We start from the raw sequence: 25613 nt of genomic DNA on the forward strand, positions 1-25613 counted from the left end.
TTAAAAGCCTTATTTATATTATTGCTTTTTATAATTATAACGAAAAAATAAATAAAAGTACTGCAAAAAGTACTAGAAAATATATTTGAGAAAATTGCATAATAAAATAATTTAAGAAATTTTGCAAGTTTAAATCTTTATACGACTTTTTAGTTTGTTTTCCTTGTCAATTCAACTAAAAGTTCTAAAACCATTGTTGAAAATATAGCTGACAAATTTATACTTTTTGGCAATTATACAATTCCCTTATTTATGATATAATTTATCTTAAAGAAATATATTAATTGTTTTGAAAAAAATATTATTGAGAATACTGAAAGTACTAGCCTTCAGTTATTTTAGTTATAATATAGGAGGACAATAGATGATTGGGTTAGTATTAGAAGGTGGAGGAGCAAAGGGTGCATATCACATTGGTGCTTATAAAGCTATAAAAGAAATGGGTATTAAAATAGATGGCATCACAGGTACATCAGTTGGAGCTTTAAATGGTGCTATGTTTGCTCAAGGAGATTATAATAAAGCATATGACATATGGTATAATATGAGTTATTCTAGAGTTATGAATGTAGATGATAAAAAGATAGAAAAATTCAAAAACTTTGAATTAGCTAGGGAAGATGTATTAAATTTGATGAAGAGAGTTAGTAGAGTGATAAGTAATGGAGGAATTGACATAACACCATTAAGAGAACTGATTAATGATGTAATAGATGAAGATAAAATAAGAACATCAGGAGTGGATTTTGGGATAGTTACTGTGTCCATTTCAGATATGAAACCATTACAATTGTTTATCGAAGATATACCATACGGAAAACTTCCTGAATATTTAATGGCAAGTGCATATTTTCCAGTTTTTAAGAGAGAAAAAATGGATGGAAAAATATTTATAGATGGAGGATTATATGATAATTTGCCTATAGATTTACTAACTTCTAAAGGTTATAAGAGAATCATAGCCATAAGAACTCATGGTATAGGAAGAAGGAAGAAAATCCATGAAGAAAAACTTGATATAACATATATAGATCCTACTGATGATTTAGGCAAAACCCTTGATTTTAGTATGGAAAATGCAAGGAAAAATCTTAAATTAGGGTATTTTGACGGTATGAAAGTTTTAAAAGGCTTGAAAGGAAGCAAATACTATATAGAACCTAAACAAGATGAAGAATATTTTATAAATCAATTATTAAAACTAGGAGAAGAAAAAATAATAAAAATAGGTCAGGTATTAGGAGTTAAGGGAATACCGTATAGAAGGGCATTATTCGAGTTTATCATTCCTAGAACAATCGACCTATTAGGAATTAATCAAACTTGTGATTATGAAGATATTGTAATAAGGATGTACGAAGTTATAGCAAGTAAGTGTAAGTTGGAAAGATTTAAAATATATAAATATGATGATTTTTGTCAATTAGCCTTAAAAAATTATAATAAAAATAAATTTAAAACAAATTCATTATACAAAATACCAGACTTTATCAAACAAAATGACTTATTATCTAAAATAGCTAGAGAACAAATAATTGATGAAATTATTTCAATAATTTTTAACGATGAAAAATAGTGATGAAAAAAATTACAGGAGTGATGAAATGTTTAAAGAACTTATAAAATCATTTTTTTTCATTTTTATTGCAGAAATGGGTGATAAGACACAAATTATAGCTATGACATTTGCTACACAGTATAAGGCTTTGAAGGTTTTAGTTGGTGTTATGATTGGAGTAGCTTTAAATCATGGATTAGCAATTGTGTTAGGTACATATTTGTCTAATGTTATACCATTAAATACAGTTCAAATTGTTGCAGGTAGCTTGTTTATATTGTTTGGATTGTGGACATTAAAAGAAGACAAAGATAAAGATAAAGAAACTAATAGGAAAGTGTCTTTGGGTCCAGTAATGACTGTAGCACTAGCATTTTTCATTGGAGAGCTTGGGGACAAAACTCAGCTTACAGCTATGACATTAGCTACAGGTGCTACTTACCCATTGTTTATATTATTTGGAACTATATTAGGGATGATTGCAACCAGTGGATTAGGTATTTATGTTGGAGGCAAAATAGGAGATAAAATACCTGAATTCACATTAAAGATAGTGTCTTCATCAGTTTTTATTTTTTTTGGTGTATTAAAGCTATTTCAAACAGTACCTGAAGAGTATATTACTAGTATAAATGTTATTGTTTTTTTTGCTGTTTTAGGTTCTATAATTTATTTGTTATTAATATCAGCTATAAAAAGAAAACAAAATGGTAAAAGTACAGCTTTACAAGAAGCAGCTGCTACTTTATACATTCATACCCAACAGTTAAAAAAGGCTATAGATAATATTTGCTTAGGGAGTGAAACATGTGGTACATGTCAGGGAAAGCAATGTTTGATAGGATTTGTAAAGAAAATATTGAATGATGCCGCTGAAAAGGGAGAGTACTATATACCTGATGAATTATCAGAACTCCCATCATATACGCATAAGGATTTTGATAGAAGTAAAATAGTTTATGCATTTGCATTAACGATTCGATATCTTATAGATTATGGACATTATCAAGATAAAAACTATGCTATAAATAAAGTTAGAGAAGCCTTAGAAATCATAATTTTTAATGAAAACATACAATTTAAAGGAGATATAGATGAATATTTTAATGAAATGAGAAAAAGAGACAAGGCTTTAGCTCAGGAGATAAAAGAAAAAGTTAATGAGATAAGGTAATTTTTACCTTTTACGGCATGATAATTAAGATAAAGAAATTGGACATTTATAAAAATGATAAAATCTCGTTCTTTTAGCTTTCAAAAATTTAAACTTGAAAAATCTAGAAGATATTTTATTATGGAATTATTTCATTGTAAAAATCCTTAAAAACATAATTAAAATCAATAAAAATGGATATAAATATACTAAAGACAAAAAGAAAGGAATGATGATTTTGGAAAGATTAGTAGGAAAAGAAGCACCATGTTTTTCTATGAAAACTGCATTAGGAAATGGTGAAGGTTTTGGAAAAGTAACTTTAGAGGATTATAAAGGTAAGTGGCTTGTAATGTTTTTTTACCCATTAGATTTTACTTTTGTATGCCCAACAGAGATAACTGGATATAGTAAAAGATATGAGGACTTTAAAAAAGAAGGTGCAGAAATTTTAGCTGTTAGCGTTGATAGTGAACATTCACATAAAGCGTGGATAAATGATGGATTAGGTAAAATTAATTTTCCAATAGCTTCTGATATAACAAAACAAGTATCTAGAGACTATGGGGTACTTATAGAAGAAGAAGGAATAGCTTTAAGAGGATTATTCATTATAGATCCAGAAGGGGTTGTAAGATACTCAGTTATTCATGATTTAAATGTAGGTAGGAGTGTAGACGAAACCCTTCGTGTATTAAAAGCATTAAAGACTGGTGGCTTATGCCCTGTTGATTGGGAGGAAGGAGAAGACTTGCTATAAAATAATAAGGAACAGTGTATATGCTGTTCCTTATTATTTTACTTTTAAGATTTTCTTTGATTAAATTAAATTATAATAAAAGACTTATAGTGAAATTATGTATTATAATATTGATATGAAGAAATTGAACAATTATTACAAAGTCAAGACGCAATAAAAATTAAAGGGGGTACTTATGGATTTATTATCTATAAAAGAAAAAGTAGAAGATAGAGAATCTCAAATTTTGGGTATAAAACGTAATTATGCAGTTCTTGTTCCTATATTAGAAATACAAGATGAATTACATCTTTTATATGAAGTAAGAGCATTTAATATGAAAGTTCAACCGGGAGAAATATCTTTTCCTGGTGGACAAGTCGAAAAAAATGAAAGTTATGAAGACGCTGCAATAAGAGAGGCAATAGAGGAGTTAGGAATAACTCAAGATAAAGTTAATATTATTGGAGAGATTGATTATATAGTTTCTCCATACAATTTCATACTTAAACCATTTGTAGGAGTTTTAAGTAATGTGAAATTAAAAGATTTAAAACTTAGTAAAAACGAAGTAAATCATGTATTTACTATTCCTATAAGAGAAATCCTAAACTTTAATCCTTCTATATATTATGTAAGTATAAGTCCTAAACCAGAAGATAATTTTCCATATCACATGATTCCAAATGGAGAAAATTATAGTTGGAGAAAAGGAAGATATCCCATATATTTTTATAAATATAAAGAATATATAATATGGGGTATGACTGCAACTATAACAAATAATTTTATAGATATTATTAAGGAAACAAAAGAATAAAGACGGTTTGCATCGTCTTTATTCTTTTATGAGTAAATTGCAAAAAATTGTATTGTGCAATTTGCTAAATTTATTATTTATATTTAATCAGTAAACATTTGTGTCCAATAAGCTTTACCATTTTTATCTACTGCATAACCTACTCCAATTTTATTAAAGCTAGATGAAAGTATATTTGCTCTATGTCCCTCAGAATTCATCCATCCGTTAACTACAGCTTCAGGTGTACTATATCCAGCAGCAATATTTTCACCGGCAGTTTTGTAGCTTATACCAAAGTTTTTCATCATGTCAAAAGGACTACCATAGGTTGGCGATGTATGGCTAAAATAGTTTTTATCAATCATATCTTGGGACTTTATCCTAGCAACTTTTGAAAGTTCTACATTTTCAGTTAAAGGACTTAACCCTACCTTTGCTCTTTCTGCATTTACCAATTCAATGACTTTTGTTTCCATAGCTCTAACGCTATTTGAAACATTGCTTGTTGTGTTATCTTGTGTTGTTTGGTCTTCTACAGTTTGAGAGCCTTGTTCCACAGTATTTGTATTAGTATTAGTGTTTTGCTCTGGATTGTCTTGGTTAGTAATATTGTCTTGTATATTTGGTGTATTATTTTGAATTGATGTATTGTCTACATTGTTCGAATTTTTTGGTTGAATAATATATTTGAAGTTTGAGTTATTTTGAAAATTCCACTGTATAGTTTTTACATTCCAAGTAGGTGTGCAAGTATAACTAAAACCTTCACCATAGGATATACTTCCAACTGAAATTAATAGAGCAGTAACTATTGATGTGACTACTACTTTTGGTAATAATCTCTTCATTAATTAACAACCTCCTAAATGAATTTTAAAATTAATATATTTAAGTTGGAAAACTAAATATATTTAAATCTGTCTTATAGAGTATAACATTATTGGTTAACATAATAAACCTGTAATTTTTGGACAAGTAGGAATATCCAACTATATGAGATTATATTTGACTAATTTTTCACAATAATGGTTTATAAGAATAAAAAATGATACTTTATAAATAATAATTACATGAAATTGATAATATAAATTTAGTTATAAACAAATATATATATTTTTTATTATAGCAAAAAGAGCAGCCATTTCTTGGCTGCTCCTACCCGATAGCATTAAATAAGTTTTATTTGATGATATACCTTCTTGCCTTTTCTTATCATCAATTTTCCATCTTTAAAGTTTTCAGCTGTAATAACCATGTAAATATCTTTAACCCTATTATTTTCTAAATAGATTCCACCTTGCTGAATTAATCTTCTGCCTTCACCTTTAGAATTAGTAAGTCCAGCTTTCATTAACAGAGTAAGGATATCCATTCCTTCTTTAAATTCATCTAAATTAATTTCAGTTGAAGGAATATCTGATGAGTCACCGCTTCCTCCAAACAATGATTTTGCAGCTTTTCTAGCCTTATCAGCTTCTTCTTTTCCGTGAACGATTTTAGTAAACTCATAAGCTAGTATTTCTTTTGCTTTATTGATTTCAGCACCTTCTAATGCACCTAGCCTTCTTACTTCATCCATTGGTAGGAATGTTAATAATGCTAGGCAATTTTCAACATCTGCATCATCAATATTTCTTAGATATTGATACATATCGTATGGAGAAGTTTTTTCTGGGTCTATCCATACAGCACCTGATTCAGTTTTACCCATTTTCTTTCCTTCACTAGTAGTAAGAAGTTTAAATGTCAGTCCGTATGCAGAAGCAGATTCTTTTCTTCTTATTAAGTCAATTCCTGCAATAATATTAGACCATTGGTCATTTCCTCCAAGTTGAATTTTACAATTGTGTCTTCTGTATAATTCTAAAAAGTCATATGCTTGCATAAGCATATAATTAAATTCTAGAAATGAGAGCCCTCTCTCTAAACGGGATTTAAAGCATTCTGCTGTAAGCATTCTATTAACAGAAAATTGACTTCCTATTTCTCTAATGAATTCAATATAATTTAGGTTATTAAGCCAATCACCGTTATTTATTATATATCCTTTTCCGTCACTTAAATCTATATATTTTGAAAGTTGTTTTTTTATCCCAGAAATATTTTTTTCTAGCTGTTCTTTTGAGAGCATTTTGCGCATTTCAGTTCTCCCTGAAGGGTCGCCAATTTGTGCAGTTCCTCCACCAACTAGAGCAATAGGTATATGACCTGCTCTCTGCATATGCATCATTACCATAACTTGTATAAAATGTCCTATGTGTAAGCTATCAGCTGTTGGGTCAAATCCTATGTAAAAAGTAACAGATTCATTTTCTAGCAATTCTCGTATTTCTTCTTCATGTGTAGCTTGTTCAATAAAGCCTCTTTCTTTTAAGATGTCATATACATTACTCAAAGTAATCCCTCCTGACATGTTTTATAATAAAAAATAAGGGCTTTCTTATCCAGAAAGGACGAGAAAACCCGTGGTACCACCTTATTTACATCTATGAAAGATGTCACTTTTATCATTTTAACGGATGATAACCGCAATGCATTACCATTGAAGCTCCAGAGTGTAATTCATATCCTATGCCCATCAGACTTTTCACCTACCAGTCTGCTCTCTAAATGTAAGCTATAGGTTACTACTAAATCTTTCATAGCCAAATTAGTATATGTTTTGTTATTTATCATAATATATTATTTACTTCGTTGTCAAGAAGAGATTTTTATTATTCGACAATAATTTTTTTACTATTTTCCCATAAGCCGTGGATATTGCAGTAGCTTAATGCATGAATAGTGCCTGATTTATCTAGTTTTATTTTTGTAGAAATAACTGGTTCATTAAATACTCCATTTTCTCCATGAGCAGTAAAGTTATAGCTACCTATTTCAATTGGGAATTTTCCTCCATCCGCAAAAAAGAAAACTTTGATCCATCCTATGTGATGTTCTAAAGTATTGGGATGCTTAATCTCTTCACCTACTACAATTTTTAATTCTACTTCTTCCCCTGATTTAATTTTTTCTGGAACATGAATAACAGGAACGTGTTTTTCACCTTTCCAATCTCCACTTTGCAAGTATTTACCAATAGTCATATTTACAACCTCCTTTGTTATTTTCTATTAATGACTGCAAATATGGATATAAAAATATAATACCCTATATTTATAGAAATATTTTTAGAAATATTTTATTATTTATTCTTGATTATCTACAATGATTAAACAATGCTTTGCAATCATTTACATCTTATATTTATTATATACCCACATTTACATAAATATATCACAAGAGATTCTAACTTATTAGGAGGTTAAATAATGGCGATAGTCAATACTTTTAAATTTAAAGTAATTATATTGCTTTTCTCAATTATTTGGGGGTTTTGGACCGTAAAATTGATAGTAATCGACTTTTATTCTGCCATTAAATAATTTACGTTTTTTATCTGCTTTTTTACCATAAAATTTTTCAAAATCTTCACAAGATGTAATTACATATTTTGACCAAGTTTTAAGTTTATTAAAGCTTTTTCCCATATCCATATATAACTTTTTTACGCTTTTAAATTCATTTAATCTTTCACCGTATGGAGGATTGCATATGATGACACCATAATTTTCCTCTAGATTTATATCTGAGAAATTAGTTTTTCTGAATTCTATACAATCATCTACTCCAGCTTCAAAAGAATTTTCTTTAGCAGCTTTTACTGCCTTATGGTCTATATCAGAAGCATAAATTTTTAAATTAACGTTTTGATCAATGGCTTTTAAAGCTTTAATTTTTTCTGCTTTCCAAATATCTTTACCTATGACTTCCCAATCTTCTGACGCAAAGCTGCGATTTAATCCAGGTGCAATATTTTTACCTATTAATGCTGCTTCTATAGGGATAGTTCCTGAGCCACAAAATGGATCTAATAAAACTCTATCTTTATTCCAATAGCTCAATAACACCATTGCTGCAGCTAATGTTTCTTTAATTGGAGCAATAACACTTTTTACTCTATACCCTCTTTTGTGTAATCCTGCTCCACTAGTATCTATAGTTAAAGTGGCAACATCTTTGAGAAGGGATACCTGTACAGTATATTCAGGGCCATTTTCCTTAAACCATTCTACATTGTATTTTTTTTTAGTTTTTCTACAATTGCTTTTTTAACTATAGCTTGACAATCTGGTACACTAAATAACTTAGACTTTATCGATTTTCCTGTTACTGTAAATTTACCATCAATGCTTATCCATTCATCCCATGGAAGTGCTTTAGTTTTTTCAAATAATTCTTCAAAAGATAAAGCCTTAAATTCACCAATTTTTAATAATACCCTATCGGCACACCTTAGCCATAGATTTGATTTTGGGATACTAGAAATATCTCCTTTAAAGGTAACTTTTCCATTTTCCACTGTTATATCTTTATATCCTAAATTTAAAACTTCTTTCTTAACAATTGATTCTAAACCAAAGGTAGATGTCGCTATAAGTTCTATTTCTTTCATATTTTTTCTCCCACTATATCAATTTTAATTAAATTCAGTATATATAGATTTTGAAGTAAATAATCAATCTCTATAGTTATTATAACAAATGAGGAAATTTCATATTAAAATAATTTAAGAAATTTTGACCTTGTAGTAATTATGCAATTTCATTTTTATCTTTTATTACTTTCTTTTGACATCTGCCTGTCAAATATATAGCAAAACCAATAAGACATATTATTGCATTGCTTAGGACCATAGCAAACCAAACGGATTTTTCCCCAAGATTGGTATAATTTTTAAATATAAGAATTAATGGAATTCTTAATCCCCACAGTCTACCAGCCATAATTATCATAGCTAAAATGGTATGTCCTGAGCCTTGAAATGTACCGATGAAAATTTGAAAAAAGCCCATCAAAGGTAATGCGAGAGTTATCAATTTTAAATAATAAGTACCTTGTTCTAATACTTCAGTACTATTTGCAAAAAGGTCTACAACATTGTCTGCTATACTAAATATAAGTATTCCACCTGCTGCCAAAAATATTGTTGATAAAATGGCACTTGTTTTAACAGCTTCTTTTGCTCTTTTAACATTATTTGCTCCAATATTTTGTCCTACTATTGTAGCTAAAGCATTTCCTATTCCCATAGCAGGCATAAGTATGAGAGAATTTATCCTGTTACCTATTCCAAATGCAGCCATTGTAGATTCTCCAAAAGAGTATATAAATACATTTAAAATAGTGAAACCTAAAGCTGCAGTTGACTGACCTATAGATGAAGGTAGACCTATCTTAATTATCTTTTTTAACACAGATTTGTTAATATGTAGATGATTTTTAGTTAACTTAATACCGTTTTCTGATGAAAAGAGTCTAAATATAGCTATTAAGGCAAACAAGCCTCTTGATATTACTGTTGCAATTGCTGCACCGCTAATTCCTAAATTAAAAACAAATATAAATATTGGATCAAGAATAATATTTAATGTAACCGAAGTAGCACCCAATTTCATTGGAGTGACAGTATCTCCTTGTCCTTGCATTATTGCGTTAAATGAAAAAAATAAAAACATTGTGGGCATACCTAAAAACATTATTTTTAAATAATTTACAGCGTTATAATAAAGTTCTCCAGATCCCCCCATCGCACTTACTATTTTGGGAGACAATAGTGCTCCAATAGATCCTAACAATAAAGACAATAAAAAAGAAAATGATATTACTTGACCTGCTACATCAGTGGCATCATCAAGACTGTTCGAGCCTATATACTGAGATATTAGTGCAGTACCAGCAATGGAAACTCCCATTCCTAATGACATCATGAAAAATATTACTGGCCAAACAAAGGTTATTGCAGCAACCTGTATATCACCAATTTTACTGACCCAAAGAGTATCAGTTAGATTATAAATAGTTTGAATTAGGTTATTTAACATGATTGGACCAGACAGTAATAATATTACTTTTGCCATCTTTCCATTTAAAATTAGTTCCCGTTTACCATTGTAGTCCATAATAACCTCCGAATAGTTAATTTATTTTATTATACCATTATTTATTTCGTGTATCAAAATAAATAAGGAAATTGCATAATAGATAAGAAATAAAATTTTGATCTTAAAGTAATTATGCAAATTCCTTATTTGATTGTAGACTTAGATAATATGTTTTTGTCACATTCTTCAATAGCTAAATTATTAGGAGACATTATATACATTATTATCGTAACATCATATTTTTCTAAATAGTTAACATAAGCTCTTCCTTTAAGTTTTATAATTGGAAAATCTTTATTGTTATAGTATTTTTCTATTGGTTTTCCATATTGAATATATCCTATTTGCGATTTTTTATATTTATGAATTGGACTATTGGTTATTATTTCTGAATCTATTTTAGTCCACCCATCAATATTTAAATATTTTACATCGTTTTCTATAGACTCAATATTATTTTTAAAAACCATGATATTACTTGGGCAACCTAAAGACGGGAGTACTAATCTTTCTTGGTCATATTTTGGGATAAGGGAAATTTCATCAATATTTATACTTCCATCTTCATTAAAACCAAAAGGAGATTTTGGATTATCATTATTGTAAATTATGTAAGCTCCGTAAAAACTATTATAATATTTAGAATTTGGGTTATAGTATGAAGAACTACCTTCTCTAAGAATAAAATGTCCAAAATTATATAATACTGTAACAGAGAGATTTTTTCCAATGTATCTAGAAAAACCTTTATTATCATTAAATGTTAGGACAAAAGGATACCAGTCTTTTTCTTTTGTATATCTACCACTAGGAATGTATATGTATATGTCTTTTTTTTGTATAATGCTTTCTTTTGTCATTTTAAGGCTATAAGGGTACATTATAATATAGCTTCTAATGATATAATAAAATGGGCTTTTAACAAAGATAAAGAATAATAAAATAATAATTATTATGTTGTAATATTTTTTTTTATTCACTTTTTTCACCTTTATATATTATTGCATTTTTTTGTTTTGCTTATCATTTCATTATTAATATATGTTATTATTAAAATATAAGCAATAAAAAAAGTGAGGGTATATTTTAGGAGTGAAAACTATGTTGAATAGAAAAAATGACTTAAATTTTCATAAAGAAATTAATAATTATCAAGGATTAAATTATTATGATGTACTCGATGGAATGGTAGATTGGGTTAGGGTAGTCAACAAAGATAAAATTGTAATATATGCTAATAGGACAATGAAAGAAGGGCTTGGAAGGGAATTATTAGGTGAAAGATGCTATGAGTGTTTAGGGAAAAAACATCCTTGTGTGTTATGTATTACTGATAAAACAATTAAGACAGGTAAGGTAGAGGAAAAAGAAGAGATAGTTGGAGATAAAATATTTACTGTTAAAAGTTCCCCTGTAAGAAATGTAAATGGTGAAATATATGCTGCGGTAGAAGTATTTAGAGATGTTACCAAAGAAAAAAGGCTTGAAAATGAATTAATCGAAAAAAATGAAAAAATGAGTAAAGACTTACAATTTGCAAGGAATTTACAAGAAAAAATACTTCCTCAAAAAGGAATGTATAATTCACTTAAGATAGACTATTTATACAAGCCAAGCGAAATATTAGGTGGGGATATGTTTGACATATTTAATATTGACAAAGAACAAACAGGCATATATATAAGTGATGTTGCAGGTCATGGAATATCAGCTTCTATGATGACTATGTTTATTAGGCAAACAATGAGGGCAATAAAGGATACTATAAATAGTCCTGGAAAAGTATTAACGGAATTGCACAGGAGATTTCTTGATTTAAATTTAGATAATGATAACTATTTTACTATCTTTTATGGGATAATAAATAATAAAACTAAAACTTTTAAATATGCAAATGGAGGACATAATTGTATGCCTTTGCTTATTAGAAATAATGATGTTAAGATATTAGAATCTAAGGATTTCCCTATAACTTATTTATTTGATAGTATTAGTTATAATGAGAAAGAGGTATCATTAACTAAAGGGGATAAAATTTTGTTATATACTGATGGAATAATAGAAGCAAGAGATAACTCTGATAATGAATTTGGTTTTGACAGGTTGATGGATATAATAAAGAATAATAACGGCGATAATTTGTTATATGAAATTGATTGTAAATTACAGAAATTTGTTCAAGGAACACAAAAAGATGATTTGGCTATGGTATTAGTAGAACAGATATAAAATGATTTGCTAGGAGGATAGATATGACAAATATATATTTTGATTATTCTAATAGTTTATTAAAAGAAGATGAAATAGTATATATGAAAGATCAAGTATTATTAGCACATACTCTTATCCATGAAGGGAAAGGTAGTGGAAATGAATTTTTAGGTTGGGTCGAATATCCTAAAAATTATGACAAAGATGAATTTAAAAGAATAAAGCAAGCAGCATTAAAAATAAAGAAGAATTCAGATGCTTTTATTGTCATAGGCATAGGAGGCTCTTATTTAGGTTCAAGAGCTGTTGTAGAAGCTTTAACTCATAGCTTCTATAATATTCTTCCTAAAAGTAAAAGAGGGACTCCAGAGATATATTATGCAGGCAACAATATAAGTGGTACATATTTAAAAGATTTGTTAGACATATTAGATGGTAAAGATATAAGTATAAATGTTATATCTAAATCAGGGACTACTACTGAGCCTGCCATTGCATTTAGAATTTTTAAAGAATACTTAGAGAAAAAGTATGGGAAAACAGGGGCAAAGGAAAGAATATATGTTACTACAGACAAATCTAAAGGAGCACTCAGAAAATTAGCAGAAAAAGAAGGGTATGAAAGTTTTATTATCAATGATAACATTGGAGGCAGATTTTCGGTTCTTACTCCAGTAGGGTTGCTTCCAATTGCTGTTGCTGGTATAGATATTGATGAGATAATTAAGGGAGCTAGGGATGGACAAGATGAGTATTCTATTAATGATTTAGGTTCTAACTATTGTTATCAGTATGCTGCTATAAGAAATATTTTGTATAAAAAAGGTAAGGATATTGAAATATTAGTAAATTATGAGCCTTCACTTAAATACTTTTCAGAATGGTGGAAGCAGCTATATGGAGAGAGCGAAGGCAAAGATGGAAAAGGTATTTTCCCTTCCTCAGTAAATTTTTCTACTGATTTACATTCGTTAGGGCAGTATATCCAAGATGGAAAAAGAAATTTATTTGAAACTGTAATAAAGGTAGAAAATCCTAAAAAAGATATAGTAATCAAAGAAGATCTGGAAAATTTAGATGGACTTAATTATTTAAAAGGAAAGACTATGGATTTTGTGAATAAAAATGCTTGCTATGGGACTATTATTGCTCATAAAGATGGAAATGTTCCTAATTTGATAGTATCAATTCCTGAAATTAATGAATACTACATTGGTAAACTAATATACTTTTTTGAAAAAGCCTGTGCAGTAAGTGGATATATGTTAGGAGTAAACCCATTTGACCAACCAGGAGTAGAAGCTTATAAGAAAAACATGTTTGCATTACTGGGCAAACCTGGGTATTATGAATTGAGAAAAAATATTAAATATTAGGAGGTATTGACTTTGGTTAATGACATAGCAGGTACTGCCCTATCGATTTTATTTGTTATATTGATTATTTTTATTTCAGAAATATTGAGAAAAAAAGGCGTATGTAATAGTGAAGGTACGCGTAAATTTATACACATTGGTGTATCTCATTGGTGGCTTATTTCTATTCCTCTAATAAGGGATGTAAAATTTGCTATTTTACCACCTATTCTGTTTATAATATTAAATTATATATCTTACAAAAAAAATCTTATTGAAAGTATGGAAAGAGGGAAAAATAAATCTGATTTAGGTACAGTTTATTTTCCTATATTACTTTTGATACTAGTATTATTGTTATGGAACAATCCTTCACTTGGTATAAAAGGAAAGTATTTAGGAGCCATAGCAGTGTTAATTATGGGCTATGGAGATGGTTTTGCAGCTATTATAGGACAAAAATACGGAAGGCATAAATATAAAATATTTAAGAATAACAAGACAATTGAAGGCTCAATAGCTATGTTTCTTTTTTCCTTTTTTGTTAGCTTTATATTATTATCTCTAATCAATGGCTTTAGCTTGTTTATTATTAAGGTTAGTTTTATAGTATCTACATTTGCTGCTTTATTGGAAGCATTAACTCCTTTTGGAATGGACAACCTTTCTGTACCTCTAGTATCATCAATAATCTTATGTGTGGTTATAATTGCAGATATGGAAATAGTTGCCCTATTATTTAGAGCAAGCATTGGATTTTTAGGCAGTTCAATTATAGGGTATGTCGCTTATATCAGAAAATCACTTACAGTAAGTGGAAGCATAGGGGCAATAATTTTAGGAAGTGGTATATATGCAACTTCTGGGCTTTATGGTGGAACTATAATGATCCTTTTCTTTGTTTCTTCTAGTTTATTAAGTAAATATAAGAAGAACTTAAAAAGTGATGTAGCAAAGCAATTTGATAAAACAGGAAACAGGGATATATTTCAGGTGTTTGCAAATGGAGGTATAGGGTTAATATACTCTATAATTTATTATGTTACGAAAGATCCAATCTATTTAGTTCCTATAGGGATATCTTTTGCAGCTTCAAATGCTGATACCTGGGCTACAGAATTAGGAGTATTAAATCATGGAAAACCTATTTCTTTAAGAACTTTTAAGAGGGTAGATAATGGTACTTCAGGAGCTATTAGTTTTCTTGGGACATTGTCTGGTTATCTAGGAGCACAATTTATTGGGATTGCATCTGTAGTGATAGCTTATATTTTGAAATTAGATATGAGCAATTATTCATATATGATTATTTTGAAAAGCGTAACACTTGGCGGGTTTATTGGCTGTATTATAGATTCAATTCTTGGAGCAACCTTACAAGGTGTATACTATTGTGATTCTTTACAAAAAGAAACTGAAAAGAAAATATATAATGGTGAGCCTACAAGATTTGTTAGAGGAATTAAGTTTTTTAATAATGATTTAGTAAATTTTTTAAGTATAGGAATAGCTAGTATGACTTACTTATTTCTTTGAGGAAATTACTGGTATAGGTATATTAAAATTGGGAATAACTATAAATAATAAGTAAGTTTCTAGGGGGTTGTGTTATGAAATTTAAACCGTTTCCGAAGGGTATGACATGGCTTAATACTGAAAAACCTTTGACATTAGACGAGATAAAGGGACATGTAGTATTGTTTGATTTTTGGACGTATGGGTCTATAGACTGCATAAATGCACTTTCTGATATCGCTTGGTTAGAAGAAAAATATAAATATGAACCTTTTATTGTTATAGGAATTCATTCAGCTAAATTTAGTAATGAAATGGATGTAGATAATATAAATTCTGCTATTGAGAGGTATGAAATCAATTACCCAATTCTAGTGGATAATAATCACAGATTGTGGACTATATATGGGATAACTACATAGCCCTCATTTCTTTTGATTGATCCTAATGGAAATATTGTGTATAAGACTTCTTGTGAAGGATTTAGAGATGAGGTTGATAATGTTATTAAAAGAGAAATAGAAATGGCTAAAATAATAGGAACACTAGCTAAAGAAAAAATTAAAATCAGATATAAGAGAAAAAAGAAAAGGCTTCTTTCATATCCTACAAAATTAGGTATTGATAAAGTAAATAATAGGTTATTTATTAGCGATTCAAATAATAATAGGATATTGGTAGTAAGATTAGATTCTAAAATAACGGGGAAAGTTATTGAGATAATTGGGAATGGAGAAAAGGGACTTAATGATGGATATTATAATGAAGCGTCTTTTTACAAACCTCAAGGGATAATATATTATAACAATTCATTGTATGTGTGTGATACAGGAAATCATGCTTTAAGAAAAATTGATCTCATAAAAAAGACAGTAACAACAATATTATGGAACGGGAAAAATGAACACCAGTTTAATTCTCCCTGTGATGGTGTAATTCAAGATAATTTTCTCTATATAACTATGGCTGGATCTCATCAGTTATGGAGAATGGATATAAATACATATCAGTTAGAGCTCTTTGCAGGTTCTGGGAAAGAGAATATCCTTGATGGACATGTATTAGAAGCTCAATTAGCTCAACCTAGTAGTATAACGAGTGATGGGAGTAAGCTATATTTTTGTGATAGTGAAACTTCTTCAATAAGATTTGTGGATTTAAATAACGATACTGTTGGAACTTTGATAGGAAAAGGATTGTTTAAATTTGGACATAAAGATGGAAGTTTTAGAGTTGCATTATTACAACATCCCATGGGTCTTTGTTATCATGATAATAATATATATATTTGTGACACATATAATCATGCAATTAGAGTAGCAAATTTAGAAAAAAACAGAATTAAAACTATAATAAGTAGACCTATGAAAGGGGTTTGCAATTTAGAAGGAAAAGAGTGTAATATTTTACCACTTAATGAGCCTAATGACATTTTATATAATGAGGGATTATTATACATTGCAGATACAAACAATCATGTAATTAGGGTATTTGATATAGAGCAAGATATTATTAAAGATTTAATTATTGAGTAGTTTTAACATTTTTTATAACATTATATTTAGATAATTAGGAAATGAAATTGCATAATAAAATATTTTATTATGCAATTTTCTCATTTAAAAAAGTCATCTAGTTATAGAAACTATTTTGTTATTTAATTTCTTATATAAAAAATCTGAGTTTGTAGTAATATTCACATACTTAAATTTAAAAAAAATTTATATAAGTGAAAGAAAAATACGATATTATAAGCTTTATGCTTATTAACATGTTTAATGTTAAGATTTGTTTATATATAATAACATAAATATTTAAATGTGGTGAAAATCGAAAAAATCAAAGTATATTGTATAATTTTAAAGATTGATTTTTTATTAACAATCTGATAAAGTATACATAGAATTAAAAATTAATAATTTTTTAGGAGGGGTAGGATGGGCTATGAAAGCGTTTTATTAAAAAAGCAAGATAATATATGTATTTTGACTATTAGCAAACCAAAATCATTAAATGCCCTAAATACGAAAACTTTAATGGAATTAAAAAATGCAGTTGAGGAGCTGGAAAGAGATGAGGATGTACATATAATTATTATTACTGGTGATGGCAAAGCTTTTGTTGCAGGGGCAGATATAAGTGAGATGAAAGATAAGAATCCAATAGAAGCTAGAAAATTTGCAAAATTAGGTTTAGAAACATTTAGGAAAATTGAAATTATGGAAAAGCCAGTAATTGCAGCAGTAAATGGTTATGCTTTAGGTGGTGGATGTGAACTTGCTCTTTGTTGTGACATAAGAATTGCTGGTGAAAAAGCTAAATTTGGACAACCAGAGGTAGGACTTGGTATTATACCAGGCTTTGCAGGTACACAGAGATTAGCAAGGTTAGTTGGTTTAGGTAAAGCAAAGGAACTTATTTTTACCGGGGATATGATAGATGCAAATGAAGCTGAGAAAATAGGCTTAGTAAATAAAGTTGTTCCGCAAGACAAATTAATGGATGAAGCTATAAATTTAGCGAAGAAAATAGCTAGCAATGGTCAGCTTGCAGTTAGGTATGCTAAAACCGCAATAAATAGAGGAATTGAAAGTGATATTGAGACAGGCATGTCTATTGAAAAAGATTTGTTTGGGTTATGTTTTTCTTCAGAGGATCAAAAAGAAGGAATGAGTGCATTTTTAGAGAAAAGAAAGCCTAATTTTACTTTAAAATAAAAATGGGGGTGTATTTATATGAAAAAAATAGGAGTTCTTGGAAGGGGAACTATGAGTTCAGGTATTGTACAGGTGCTTGCAGAAAAAGATATGGATGTTGTTATGGTAGTTAGAAACATTGATGAAAAAGCACCAAGAGCTAGCTTAAATAAGGTTGCAAAAAATTTAGACAGAAAGGTAAAGAAGGAGAAAATAACTGAAGAGGAAAAAGAAGCTATATTAAACAGAGTAAGCATTACTACTGATTATAATGACCTTAAAGATTGTGATCTTGTTATCGAGGCAATATCTGAGAATATGGAGCTTAAAAAGGAGATATTTAAGAAACTTGATGAAGTATGTAAAGAAGAAGCTATATTAGCTACAAATACTTCTTCTTTATCAATAACTGAAATATCAAGTGTGACAAGTAGACCTGATAAAGTTATTGGAATGCATTTCTTTAACCCTGTTCCTGTTATGAAACTTGTTGAAGTTATAAAAGGTATAGCTACATCAGAAGATACTAAATGTAAAATATTAAGTTTAGCAGAACAGCTTGGAAAGACTCCTGTAGAAGTAGAAGAAGCTCCTGGATTTATTGTTAATAGAATACTTATTCCAATGATTAATGAAGCAGTTGGTATACTTGCAGAGGGTATTGCTAGTGCAGAAGATATAGATAATGCTATGAAACTTGGGGCTAATCACCCAATAGGACCTTTAGCACTAAGTGATTTAATTGGGAATGATGTTTGCTTGGCTATAATGGATGTACTTTATGAAGAATTTAAAGATTCAAAGTATAGAGCACATCCTCTTTTGAGGAAAATGGTAAGAGGTGGATTATTAGGTAGAAAAACTGGGAAAGGTTTTTATGATTATAGTAAATAGTAAAATAGAAGGAGCTAATATTATATTAGCTCCTTCTATTTTACTATTTTGTTATAGCCTTAGAGTATAATTTTAGTAGGCAAAAACAACAAAAATGAAAAAGATGCCCGAAAGCACCTTTAACATATATGAATCATCCAATATAATAGTAATTAATAAGAAAACTATAAAAGGGATGATTACATGTATAATATAAGTTTAGATGAAAAAGAAATTAATTTCAAGAACTTAGAGAAAATTATATATAAGCTTGTATGCCGACAGGCATGTGAAATGCTCGTAGAGCTATTAGAAAAATTAGATAATAAATTAATGAAAGAAAGAGATAAAGAAGAATATAGAAATAAAGGATTAAAGAAAACTACCATAAAAACAATAATGGGCGAAATTGAATATAAACGTAGAATATATCAATATACTACACAAGAGGGTAAAAGAGGTTACAAATGCCTTTTAGATGAATACTTAAAAATGGAAACCATAGGACATATATCTACAAATCTAGTAGAAAAAATAGTAGATCTAGCAACAGATGAATCATATAGAAAAACAGCAAATAAAATAACAGAAATGACAAACCAAAGTATAAGTCATTCAGCAGCTTGGAACATAATACAAAACTTAGGAGAACAACTAAAACAAAAAGAAAAACACGAAATAAAATTAAACAACGAAGAAAAATTACAAGGCAAAAAAGAAACAAAAATATTGTTTGAAGAAATGGATGGAGTGTGGATAAATATCCAAGGTAAAGATAAAAAGACTAAGGGAAAAGAGAAAAAAGAACTAAAATTAGGAATTTTTTATGAAGGCTGGGAGAAGAAGCATGAGAAAAAAGATAGATATGTACTAAAGAACAAAAAAGCATATGCAAGCTTTGGAAGTAGTAAAGAATTTAGAAAACTAAGACAAGCCAAAATAGCGAAACAATATAATACTGACGAAATAGAAACAAAAATAGTAAATGGAGATGGAGCAAACTGGATAAAAGAAGTTATAAAAGAAGACAATTCACACTTTCAATTAGATCCATTTCATAGAAATCAAGCAGTACTTAAGAACATAGAAGATAAGAAAAAGGCAAAAGAAATAATAAAGAAACTAAGCAATGGTAACATAGAAGAAGGATTAGAAATGATAACAAAACTAATGATAGAAAACAATGATAATCAAAAGAAAATGAAGAAATTACAGGCACTATATAATTACCTAGTAAACAACAAAGAAGGGATAGTGCTCTACAAACTTCGCCCAGACATAAATATGCCGCAACCACCAGAAGGAATTAAATATAGAAATCTAGGAACAATGGAACATAGCATATGTGATATATTAGCACAAAGGATGAAAGGGAATAAAACAAGTTGGTCAATACAAGGAGCCAGTAACTTAGCCAAGATACTAGCAGAAAAAGCAAGCAAAGAATTAGCAACAACAATAAAATCACTACTGAACAAAGAAATAAAAGAAGAAAAGCTTGAAGAAATAATAGAAAAAGTAGGATTAACAGCAGCAGAAGTAAATAAAAAGCCAAAGAAAAGCAAGATATACAAACACAAAAGAGCAAGCATGCCATTTAGTCAATGTTCAGTAACTAACGGAAGAAAAGCCATAAAGGACATGTTAGGTTGCAAATGTGCAAGTCAAATGAACCTAAGTTTTTAATATCTAATATATTATATAACTTAAAAGAATAAGCTAACATACGATACCTATGCTCTAATATAAGCCTAAAAAAATACAACATAATAGAGCATTAATACTGATGAATAAATAGAATTAGACCTAAAAATAGGGCTCTCAGACTTATTGTTATTCTATAATCATAAGTCTAGTATTATAGAATAACAATTTTGAAATCATTGTAAAGTATATGTAAATTTATTTTTAAAATTGTAGAAAGTATAAATAGAATACTCTTGCCCTATCGGGCATAAAAACATAATTAAAACAGCAAAATTGGATGATTAAATTTAAAAATAATAATTTTGCCAACTTTTACTTGACAGTATCTGTTATAGCTGATTTATTGCAAAACTAAATAACTAATGATATAATTTTTTAAGTATACAGGAAAAGAATTTGTAATATATTTTTAATCTAATTACTATTCTTTAAATGATATAATATTTATACTCATATATTTGAGAGGTGGCATATGTTATGAAACATTTTTTAAAGGTTTTTTCCATTGCATTTTTGTGCTTTGCTTTAGCAATGGTAGCAGGACTATTTACATTTTTTAAATTCTATAATTCTGATAATAATGTTATTAATGAAGCAACGGGTATGGAAAATGAAAAAAAAGAAAGTGATATAGAGGATGAAGGCATAAAAGACCCATTTAAAAAAGCTATATCTGAAAGTAAAAGGGTCAATTTTTTGCTTTTAGGAATGGAAGGGCCAAGAACGGATACTATTATTTTTGCAAGTTTTGATCCCAAAGAGAACAAAGTTGATATGTTTTCAATTCCTAGAGATACTTACTATTACAGACCAGGATATGAACATGCTGACAAGAGAAAAATAAATGCAGTATATGGTGATGAAGGAATTTCTGGAATTAAGGCTGCAGTTTCTAATTTATTGGGAGACATACCAATCGAACATTATATAATTGTTGACTATGAAGGAGTAAAAAAGGTTGTAGATGTATTGGGAGGAGTTGAAGTAAACGTTCCTTTCCATATGGAATATAAAGACCCTACAGATAACCCTCCTTTGATTATAGATATACCTAAGGGAAAACAGGTATTAGACGGGGAAAATGCGATAAAGTTTTTGCGCTGGAGACATAACAATGATATGACTGTAGGATATCCTGATGGTGATTTAGGAAGAGTTAGGGCACAGCAGCAATTTATACAATCTGCTTTAAAAAAAGCATTAAGTTTTAAGCTTCCTACAGTAGTTAAAACTTGTTTCAACTATGTAAAAACAGATATGAAGTTAACAGATGCTTTGCTTTACGCAGGTCAAGCTATAGGAATTAGTGGGGATGATTTTTCTATTAAAACAATAGATGGAGAGGCAGAAAACAGAACATATGGTGGATTAAAACGAAGCTATTTCATCTATGATAAAGAAAAAGTAAGAGAACTTATGATGGAACTATACAATGTAAAAGAAGAAACAAATTAATATTAAAAAGGATTCTTATGAAAATAAGAATCCTTTTTAGCATATATTTGTTAATTGTTTTTCTTTAAGCAACATTTCTCCTATTTTATATACATTTCCTGCGCCCATAGTTACTATGACATCACCTTCATTAGCATTTTTAAGTAAGTAATCAGTTATTTCTTCGAAATTACTAAAATAAGTAGCATCTACGTTGTTTTTTATTAATGCCTTTACTAAATCTTTAGAATGAATTAGTCCAGTGTCTTTTTCTCTTGCGGGATAGATATCTGGTATTATTACTTTGTTAGCATCATAAAAGGAAGTTGCAAAATCTGATAAGAGGGCTTTTGTTCTAGTATAGGTATGAGGTTGAAAAACACACCATATTTTATTATAGCTTATATTTTTTATAGCTTTTAAAGAGGCTATTATTTCTGTTGGGTGATGAGCATAATCATCTAATACGGTAATATTATTAAAGCTGCCCTTGTATTCTAATCTTCTGTGTGTGCCATTAAATTCTTTTATAGAACTAATTATTGTATCCATAGGAATATTACAATAATATGCTGTAGCAATAGAAGCTAGGGCATTATATACATTATGTATACCCATTACATTAAGAGATATTTTATAAGAATTATCACGAATAATGAGGTTAAATTGGGCACATCCTTTTTTATCAAATTTTATGTCTGTTGCTTTAAAGTCACTATTATTCTTTATTCCAAAAGTTACTATTTTACATTTTGCATTTTTTGATGCATTCTTTACATTTTCATCATCGTTATTTATTATTAGAAGTTTATCTTTAGGCAAATTTTCAATATATTTTCTAAAAGTATCAATAATATGTTGGAGATTTTTATAATAATCGAGATGGTCTTTCTCAATATTTAATACAATTGCTATAGTTGGGTTAAATTTCAATATATTTCCTTTATATTCGCAAGCTTCAGTCAATAAGCAGTTATTTTTTCCTATTTTTACGTTTCCTCCAATTTTGTTTAGTTCACCACCAAGTAGTATTGTAGGATCGATAGAAGAATTAGTTAATATAACTGATAACATACTTGTTGTTGTTGTTTTTCCATGAGTGCCAGAAACTGCTATAGAATTTTTATATTTTCTCATTATTTGTCCAAGAAAAGTTGCTCTATCAATTGTTGGAATATCAAATTCCTTTCCTGCTAAATATTCAGGATTATCAAATGATATAGCATCTGTATAGACGATTAGATCAGCGCCCTTTACATTATTTTTATCATGACCTATAAAGATTTTTGCACCTTTGCTTTCTAAATTTTTAAGTAAAGGGGAATTATTCATGTCTGATCCAGTAACTTTATAATCATTTGCAAGCAAAATTTCTGCTAATCCACTCATGCTAATACCGCCTATGCCTATAAAATGTACATGTTTAAATATATGATCATTTATATCGAATGAAAACATTACGAAACCTCCTAAAGAAGATTTATATTACTTCTTTTATATTATTACCAATAATTACATTAATATCATATTATTGCTTAAATTTTTAATTTGCTACTGTTTGATTATATCATAATAGATTTGTAACATAAAGAGAAACATATATTGAGATACTGTCAAGTAAAAGTTGGCAAAATTATTATTTTTAAATTTAATCATCCAATTTTGCTGTTTTAATTATGTTTTTATGCCCGATAGGGCAAGAGTATTCTATTTATACTTTCTACAATTTTAAAAATAAATTTACATATACTTTACAATGATTTCAAAATTGTTATTCTATAATACTAGACTTATGATTATAGAATAACAATAAGTCTGAGAGCCCTATTTTTAGGTCTAATTCTATTTATTCATCAGTATTAATGCTCTATTATGTTGTATTTTTTTAGGCTTATATTAGAGCATAGGTATCGTATGTTAGCTTATTCTTTTAAGTTATATAATATATTAGATATTAAAAACTTAGGTTCATTTGACTTGCACATTTGCAACCTAACATGTCCTTTATGGCTTTTCTTCCGTTAGTTACTGAACATTGACTAAATGGCATGCTTGCTCTTTTGTGTTTGTATATCTTGCTTTTCTTTGGCTTTTTATTTACTTCTGCTGCTGTTAATCCTACTTTTTCTATTATTTCTTCAAGCTTTTCTTCTTTTATTTCTTTGTTCAGTAGTGATTTTATTGTTGTTGCTAATTCTTTGCTTGCTTTTTCTGCTAGTATCTTGGCTAAGTTACTGGCTCCTTGTATTGACCAACTTGTTTTATTCCCTTTCATCCTTTGTGCTAATATATCACATATGCTATGTTCCATTGTTCCTAGATTTCTATATTTAATTCCTTCTGGTGGTTGCGGCATATTTATGTCTGGGCGAAGTTTGTAGAGCACTATCCCTTCTTTGTTGTTTACTAGGTAATTATATAGTGCCTGTAATTTCTTCATTTTCTTTTGATTATCATTGTTTTCTATCATTAGTTTTGTTATCATTTCTAATCCTTCTTCTATGTTACCATTGCTTAGTTTCTTTATTATTTCTTTTGCCTTTTTCTTATCTTCTATGTTCTTAAGTACTGCTTGATTTCTATGAAATGGATCTAATTGAAAGTGTGAATTGTCTTCTTTTATAACTTCTTTTATCCAGTTTGCTCCATCTCCATTTACTATTTTTGTTTCTATTTCGTCAGTATTATATTGTTTCGCTATTTTGGCTTGTCTTAGTTTTCTAAATTCTTTACTACTTCCAAAGCTTGCATATGCTTTTTTGTTCTTTAGTACATATCTATCTTTTTTCTCATGCTTCTTCTCCCAGCCTTCATAAAAAATTCCTAATTTTAGTTCTTTTTTCTCTTTTCCCTTAGTCTTTTTATCTTTACCTTGGATATTTATCCACACTCCATCCATTTCTTCAAACAATATTTTTGTTTCTTTTTTGCCTTGTAATTTTTCTTCGTTGTTTAATTTTATTTCGTGTTTTTCTTTTTGTTTTAGTTGTTCTCCTAAGTTTTGTATTATGTTCCAAGCTGCTGAATGACTTATACTTTGGTTTGTCATTTCTGTTATTTTATTTGCTGTTTTTCTATATGATTCATCTGTTGCTAGATCTACTATTTTTTCTACTAGATTTGTAGATATATGTCCTATGGTTTCCATTTTTAAGTATTCATCTAAAAGGCATTTGTAACCTCTTTTACCCTCTTGTGTAGTATATTGATATATTCTACGTTTATATTCAATTTCGCCCATTATTGTTTTTATGGTAGTTTTCTTTAATCCTTTATTTCTATATTCTTCTTTATCTCTTTCTTTCATTAATTTATTATCTAATTTTTCTAATAGCTCTACGAGCATTTCACATGCCTGTCGGCATACAAGCTTATATATAATTTTCTCTAAGTTCTTGAAATTAATTTCTTTTTCATCTAAACTTATATTATACATGTAATCATCCCTTTTATAGTTTTCTTATTAATTACTATTATATTGGATGATTCATATATGTTAAAGGTGCTTTCGGGCATCTTTTTCATTTTTGTTGTTTTTGCCTACTAAAATTATACTCTAAGATATATTGAGATACTGTCAAGTAAA

Annotated in this window: 22 protein-coding genes and 1 other annotated feature; of the genes, 13 read left to right on the forward strand and 9 right to left on the reverse strand. The window is 28.8% G+C overall.

What is annotated here, in order from left to right; translation table 11 throughout:
• Positions 1-364: 364 nt before the first annotated feature.
• From ACZ41D_RS02260 to ACZ41D_RS02275, 4 genes are all read left to right on the forward strand, one after another.
• Complete coding sequence (locus ACZ41D_RS02260) at positions 365-1576, forward strand: patatin-like phospholipase family protein (RefSeq protein WP_464152300.1); 1212 nt, start codon at positions 365-367, stop codon at positions 1574-1576.
• Complete coding sequence (locus ACZ41D_RS02265) at positions 1566-2732, forward strand: TMEM165/GDT1 family protein (RefSeq protein WP_464152301.1); 1167 nt, start codon at positions 1566-1568, stop codon at positions 2730-2732. The genes ACZ41D_RS02260 and ACZ41D_RS02265 overlap by 11 nt, the downstream gene beginning before the upstream one ends.
• A gap of 217 nt (positions 2733-2949) precedes the next feature.
• A complete protein-coding gene (locus tag ACZ41D_RS02270; RefSeq protein WP_464153105.1) occupies positions 2950-3471 on the forward strand; it encodes a peroxiredoxin in 522 nt (173 codons plus the stop codon).
• Between the two features lie 175 nt (positions 3472-3646).
• Complete coding sequence (locus tag ACZ41D_RS02275; protein ID WP_464152302.1) at positions 3647-4270, forward strand: NUDIX hydrolase; 624 nt, start codon at positions 3647-3649, stop codon at positions 4268-4270.
• Positions 4271-4353: 83 nt separating this feature from the next.
• On the opposite strand, the gene ACZ41D_RS02280 is transcribed toward ACZ41D_RS02275, so the two are convergent.
• The 7 genes from ACZ41D_RS02280 to ACZ41D_RS02310 all read right to left on the reverse strand — a co-directional run bounded on the left by ACZ41D_RS02280 (position 4354) and on the right by ACZ41D_RS02310 (position 11096).
• Positions 4354-5100, reverse strand: coding sequence for a CAP domain-containing protein (locus ACZ41D_RS02280; RefSeq protein WP_464152303.1), 747 nt, complete (start codon positions 5098-5100; stop codon positions 4354-4356).
• A gap of 320 nt (positions 5101-5420) precedes the next feature.
• On the reverse strand, positions 5421-6647 hold the full coding sequence (gene tyrS, locus ACZ41D_RS02285; RefSeq protein WP_464152304.1) for a tyrosine--tRNA ligase: 1227 nt from the start codon (positions 6645-6647) through the stop codon (positions 5421-5423).
• Between the two features lie 51 nt (positions 6648-6698).
• Positions 6699-6904: a binding site (T-box leader), on the reverse strand.
• Positions 6905-6966: 62 nt separating this feature from the next.
• A complete protein-coding gene (locus ACZ41D_RS02290) occupies positions 6967-7338 on the reverse strand; it encodes a class II SORL domain-containing protein (protein ID WP_464152305.1) in 372 nt (123 codons plus the stop codon).
• Positions 7339-7611: 273 nt separating this feature from the next.
• On the reverse strand, positions 7612-8205 hold the full coding sequence (locus ACZ41D_RS02295; RefSeq protein WP_464152306.1) for a THUMP domain-containing class I SAM-dependent RNA methyltransferase: 594 nt from the start codon (positions 8203-8205) through the stop codon (positions 7612-7614).
• Positions 8206-8363: 158 nt separating this feature from the next.
• Positions 8364-8747, reverse strand: coding sequence for a THUMP domain-containing protein (locus tag ACZ41D_RS02300; protein WP_464152307.1), 384 nt, complete (start codon positions 8745-8747; stop codon positions 8364-8366).
• 139 nt (positions 8748-8886) lie between these two features.
• Entirely contained in the window at positions 8887-10254 is a 1368-nt protein-coding gene (locus ACZ41D_RS02305; protein WP_464152308.1) for an MATE family efflux transporter, read from the reverse strand.
• Positions 10255-10379: 125 nt separating this feature from the next.
• Positions 10380-11096, reverse strand: coding sequence for a hypothetical protein (locus tag ACZ41D_RS02310; RefSeq protein ID WP_464152309.1), 717 nt, complete (start codon positions 11094-11096; stop codon positions 10380-10382).
• A 241-nt stretch (positions 11097-11337) separates the two neighbouring features.
• On the opposite strand from ACZ41D_RS02310, the gene ACZ41D_RS02315 reads away from it, so the two are divergent.
• From ACZ41D_RS02315 to ACZ41D_RS02355, 9 genes are all read left to right on the forward strand, one after another.
• On the forward strand, positions 11338-12465 hold the full coding sequence (locus tag ACZ41D_RS02315; RefSeq protein WP_464152310.1) for a SpoIIE family protein phosphatase: 1128 nt from the start codon (positions 11338-11340) through the stop codon (positions 12463-12465).
• A 23-nt stretch (positions 12466-12488) separates the two neighbouring features.
• The gene (locus ACZ41D_RS02320) at positions 12489-13823 is read left to right on the forward strand and encodes a glucose-6-phosphate isomerase (RefSeq protein ID WP_464152311.1); all 1335 of its coding nucleotides are present in this window, start codon (positions 12489-12491) and stop codon (positions 13821-13823) included.
• Positions 13824-13835: 12 nt separating this feature from the next.
• Positions 13836-15338 (forward strand): DUF92 domain-containing protein, encoded by a 1503-nt coding sequence (locus ACZ41D_RS02325; RefSeq protein WP_464152312.1) that lies wholly within the window; start codon positions 13836-13838, stop codon positions 15336-15338.
• Positions 15339-15412: 74 nt separating this feature from the next.
• Positions 15413-15739, forward strand: coding sequence for a redoxin domain-containing protein (locus ACZ41D_RS02330; protein WP_464152313.1), 327 nt, complete (start codon positions 15413-15415; stop codon positions 15737-15739).
• Positions 15740-15775: 36 nt separating this feature from the next.
• Positions 15776-16852 (forward strand): NHL repeat-containing protein, encoded by a 1077-nt coding sequence (locus tag ACZ41D_RS02335; RefSeq protein WP_464152314.1) that lies wholly within the window; start codon positions 15776-15778, stop codon positions 16850-16852.
• 402 nt (positions 16853-17254) lie between these two features.
• The gene (locus ACZ41D_RS02340) at positions 17255-18034 is read left to right on the forward strand and encodes a short-chain-enoyl-CoA hydratase (protein WP_464152315.1); all 780 of its coding nucleotides are present in this window, start codon (positions 17255-17257) and stop codon (positions 18032-18034) included.
• Between the two features lie 18 nt (positions 18035-18052).
• Positions 18053-18907 (forward strand): 3-hydroxybutyryl-CoA dehydrogenase, encoded by an 855-nt coding sequence (locus ACZ41D_RS02345; RefSeq protein ID WP_464152316.1) that lies wholly within the window; start codon positions 18053-18055, stop codon positions 18905-18907.
• Between the two features lie 183 nt (positions 18908-19090).
• Positions 19091-20572, forward strand: a complete 1482-nt coding sequence (locus tag ACZ41D_RS02350) for an ISLre2 family transposase (RefSeq protein WP_464150702.1) — start codon at positions 19091-19093, stop codon at positions 20570-20572.
• A 498-nt stretch (positions 20573-21070) separates the two neighbouring features.
• Positions 21071-22048 (forward strand): LCP family protein, encoded by a 978-nt coding sequence (locus ACZ41D_RS02355; protein ID WP_464152317.1) that lies wholly within the window; start codon positions 21071-21073, stop codon positions 22046-22048.
• Between the two features lie 36 nt (positions 22049-22084).
• Here ACZ41D_RS02355 and murC read toward each other — a convergent pair whose 3' ends face one another.
• Together murC and ACZ41D_RS02365 are read right to left on the reverse strand one after the other, a co-directional pair.
• Positions 22085-23485 carry a UDP-N-acetylmuramate--L-alanine ligase gene (gene murC, locus ACZ41D_RS02360; RefSeq protein ID WP_464152318.1) on the reverse strand — a complete coding sequence of 467 codons (1401 nt, stop codon included), beginning with the start codon at positions 23483-23485 and terminating at the stop codon, positions 22085-22087.
• A gap of 496 nt (positions 23486-23981) precedes the next feature.
• Positions 23982-25463 carry an ISLre2 family transposase gene (locus ACZ41D_RS02365; RefSeq protein ID WP_464150702.1) on the reverse strand — a complete coding sequence of 494 codons (1482 nt, stop codon included), beginning with the start codon at positions 25461-25463 and terminating at the stop codon, positions 23982-23984.
• Positions 25464-25613: the final 150 nt, after the last annotated feature.

This window comes from Brassicibacter thermophilus (assembly GCF_055378355.1).

Bases quoted from the DNA above. Each gene is read 5' to 3' on its own strand.
- ACZ41D_RS02260 (WP_464152300.1), top strand. From the start codon at position 365: ATGATTGGGTTAGTATTAGAAGGTGGAGGAGCAAAGGGTGCATATCAC.
- ACZ41D_RS02265 (WP_464152301.1), top strand. From the start codon at position 1,566: ATGAAAAATAGTGATGAAAAAAATTACAGGAGTGATGAAATGTTTAAA.
- ACZ41D_RS02275 (WP_464152302.1), top strand. From the start codon at position 3,647: ATGGATTTATTATCTATAAAAGAAAAAGTAGAAGATAGAGAATCTCAA.
- ACZ41D_RS02280 (WP_464152303.1), bottom strand. From the start codon at position 5,100: ATGAAGAGATTATTACCAAAAGTAGTAGTCACATCAATAGTTACTGCT.
- ACZ41D_RS02290 (WP_464152305.1), bottom strand. From the start codon at position 7,338: ATGACTATTGGTAAATACTTGCAAAGTGGAGATTGGAAAGGTGAAAAA.
- ACZ41D_RS02295 (WP_464152306.1), bottom strand. From the start codon at position 8,205: ATGGTGTTATTGAGCTATTGGAATAAAGATAGAGTTTTATTAGATCCA.
- ACZ41D_RS02300 (WP_464152307.1), bottom strand. From the start codon at position 8,747: ATGAAAGAAATAGAACTTATAGCGACATCTACCTTTGGTTTAGAATCA.
- ACZ41D_RS02305 (WP_464152308.1), bottom strand. From the start codon at position 10,254: ATGGACTACAATGGTAAACGGGAACTAATTTTAAATGGAAAGATGGCA.
- ACZ41D_RS02310 (WP_464152309.1), bottom strand. From the start codon at position 11,096: ATGACAAAAGAAAGCATTATACAAAAAAAAGACATATACATATACATT.
- ACZ41D_RS02315 (WP_464152310.1), top strand. From the start codon at position 11,338: ATGTTGAATAGAAAAAATGACTTAAATTTTCATAAAGAAATTAATAAT.
- ACZ41D_RS02320 (WP_464152311.1), top strand. From the start codon at position 12,489: ATGACAAATATATATTTTGATTATTCTAATAGTTTATTAAAAGAAGAT.
- ACZ41D_RS02330 (WP_464152313.1), top strand. From the start codon at position 15,413: ATGAAATTTAAACCGTTTCCGAAGGGTATGACATGGCTTAATACTGAA.
- ACZ41D_RS02340 (WP_464152315.1), top strand. From the start codon at position 17,255: ATGGGCTATGAAAGCGTTTTATTAAAAAAGCAAGATAATATATGTATT.
- ACZ41D_RS02345 (WP_464152316.1), top strand. From the start codon at position 18,053: ATGAAAAAAATAGGAGTTCTTGGAAGGGGAACTATGAGTTCAGGTATT.
- ACZ41D_RS02350 (WP_464150702.1), top strand. From the start codon at position 19,091: ATGTATAATATAAGTTTAGATGAAAAAGAAATTAATTTCAAGAACTTA.
- ACZ41D_RS02355 (WP_464152317.1), top strand. From the start codon at position 21,071: ATGAAACATTTTTTAAAGGTTTTTTCCATTGCATTTTTGTGCTTTGCT.
- murC (WP_464152318.1), bottom strand. From the start codon at position 23,485: ATGTTTTCATTCGATATAAATGATCATATATTTAAACATGTACATTTT.
- ACZ41D_RS02365 (WP_464150702.1), bottom strand. From the start codon at position 25,463: ATGTATAATATAAGTTTAGATGAAAAAGAAATTAATTTCAAGAACTTA.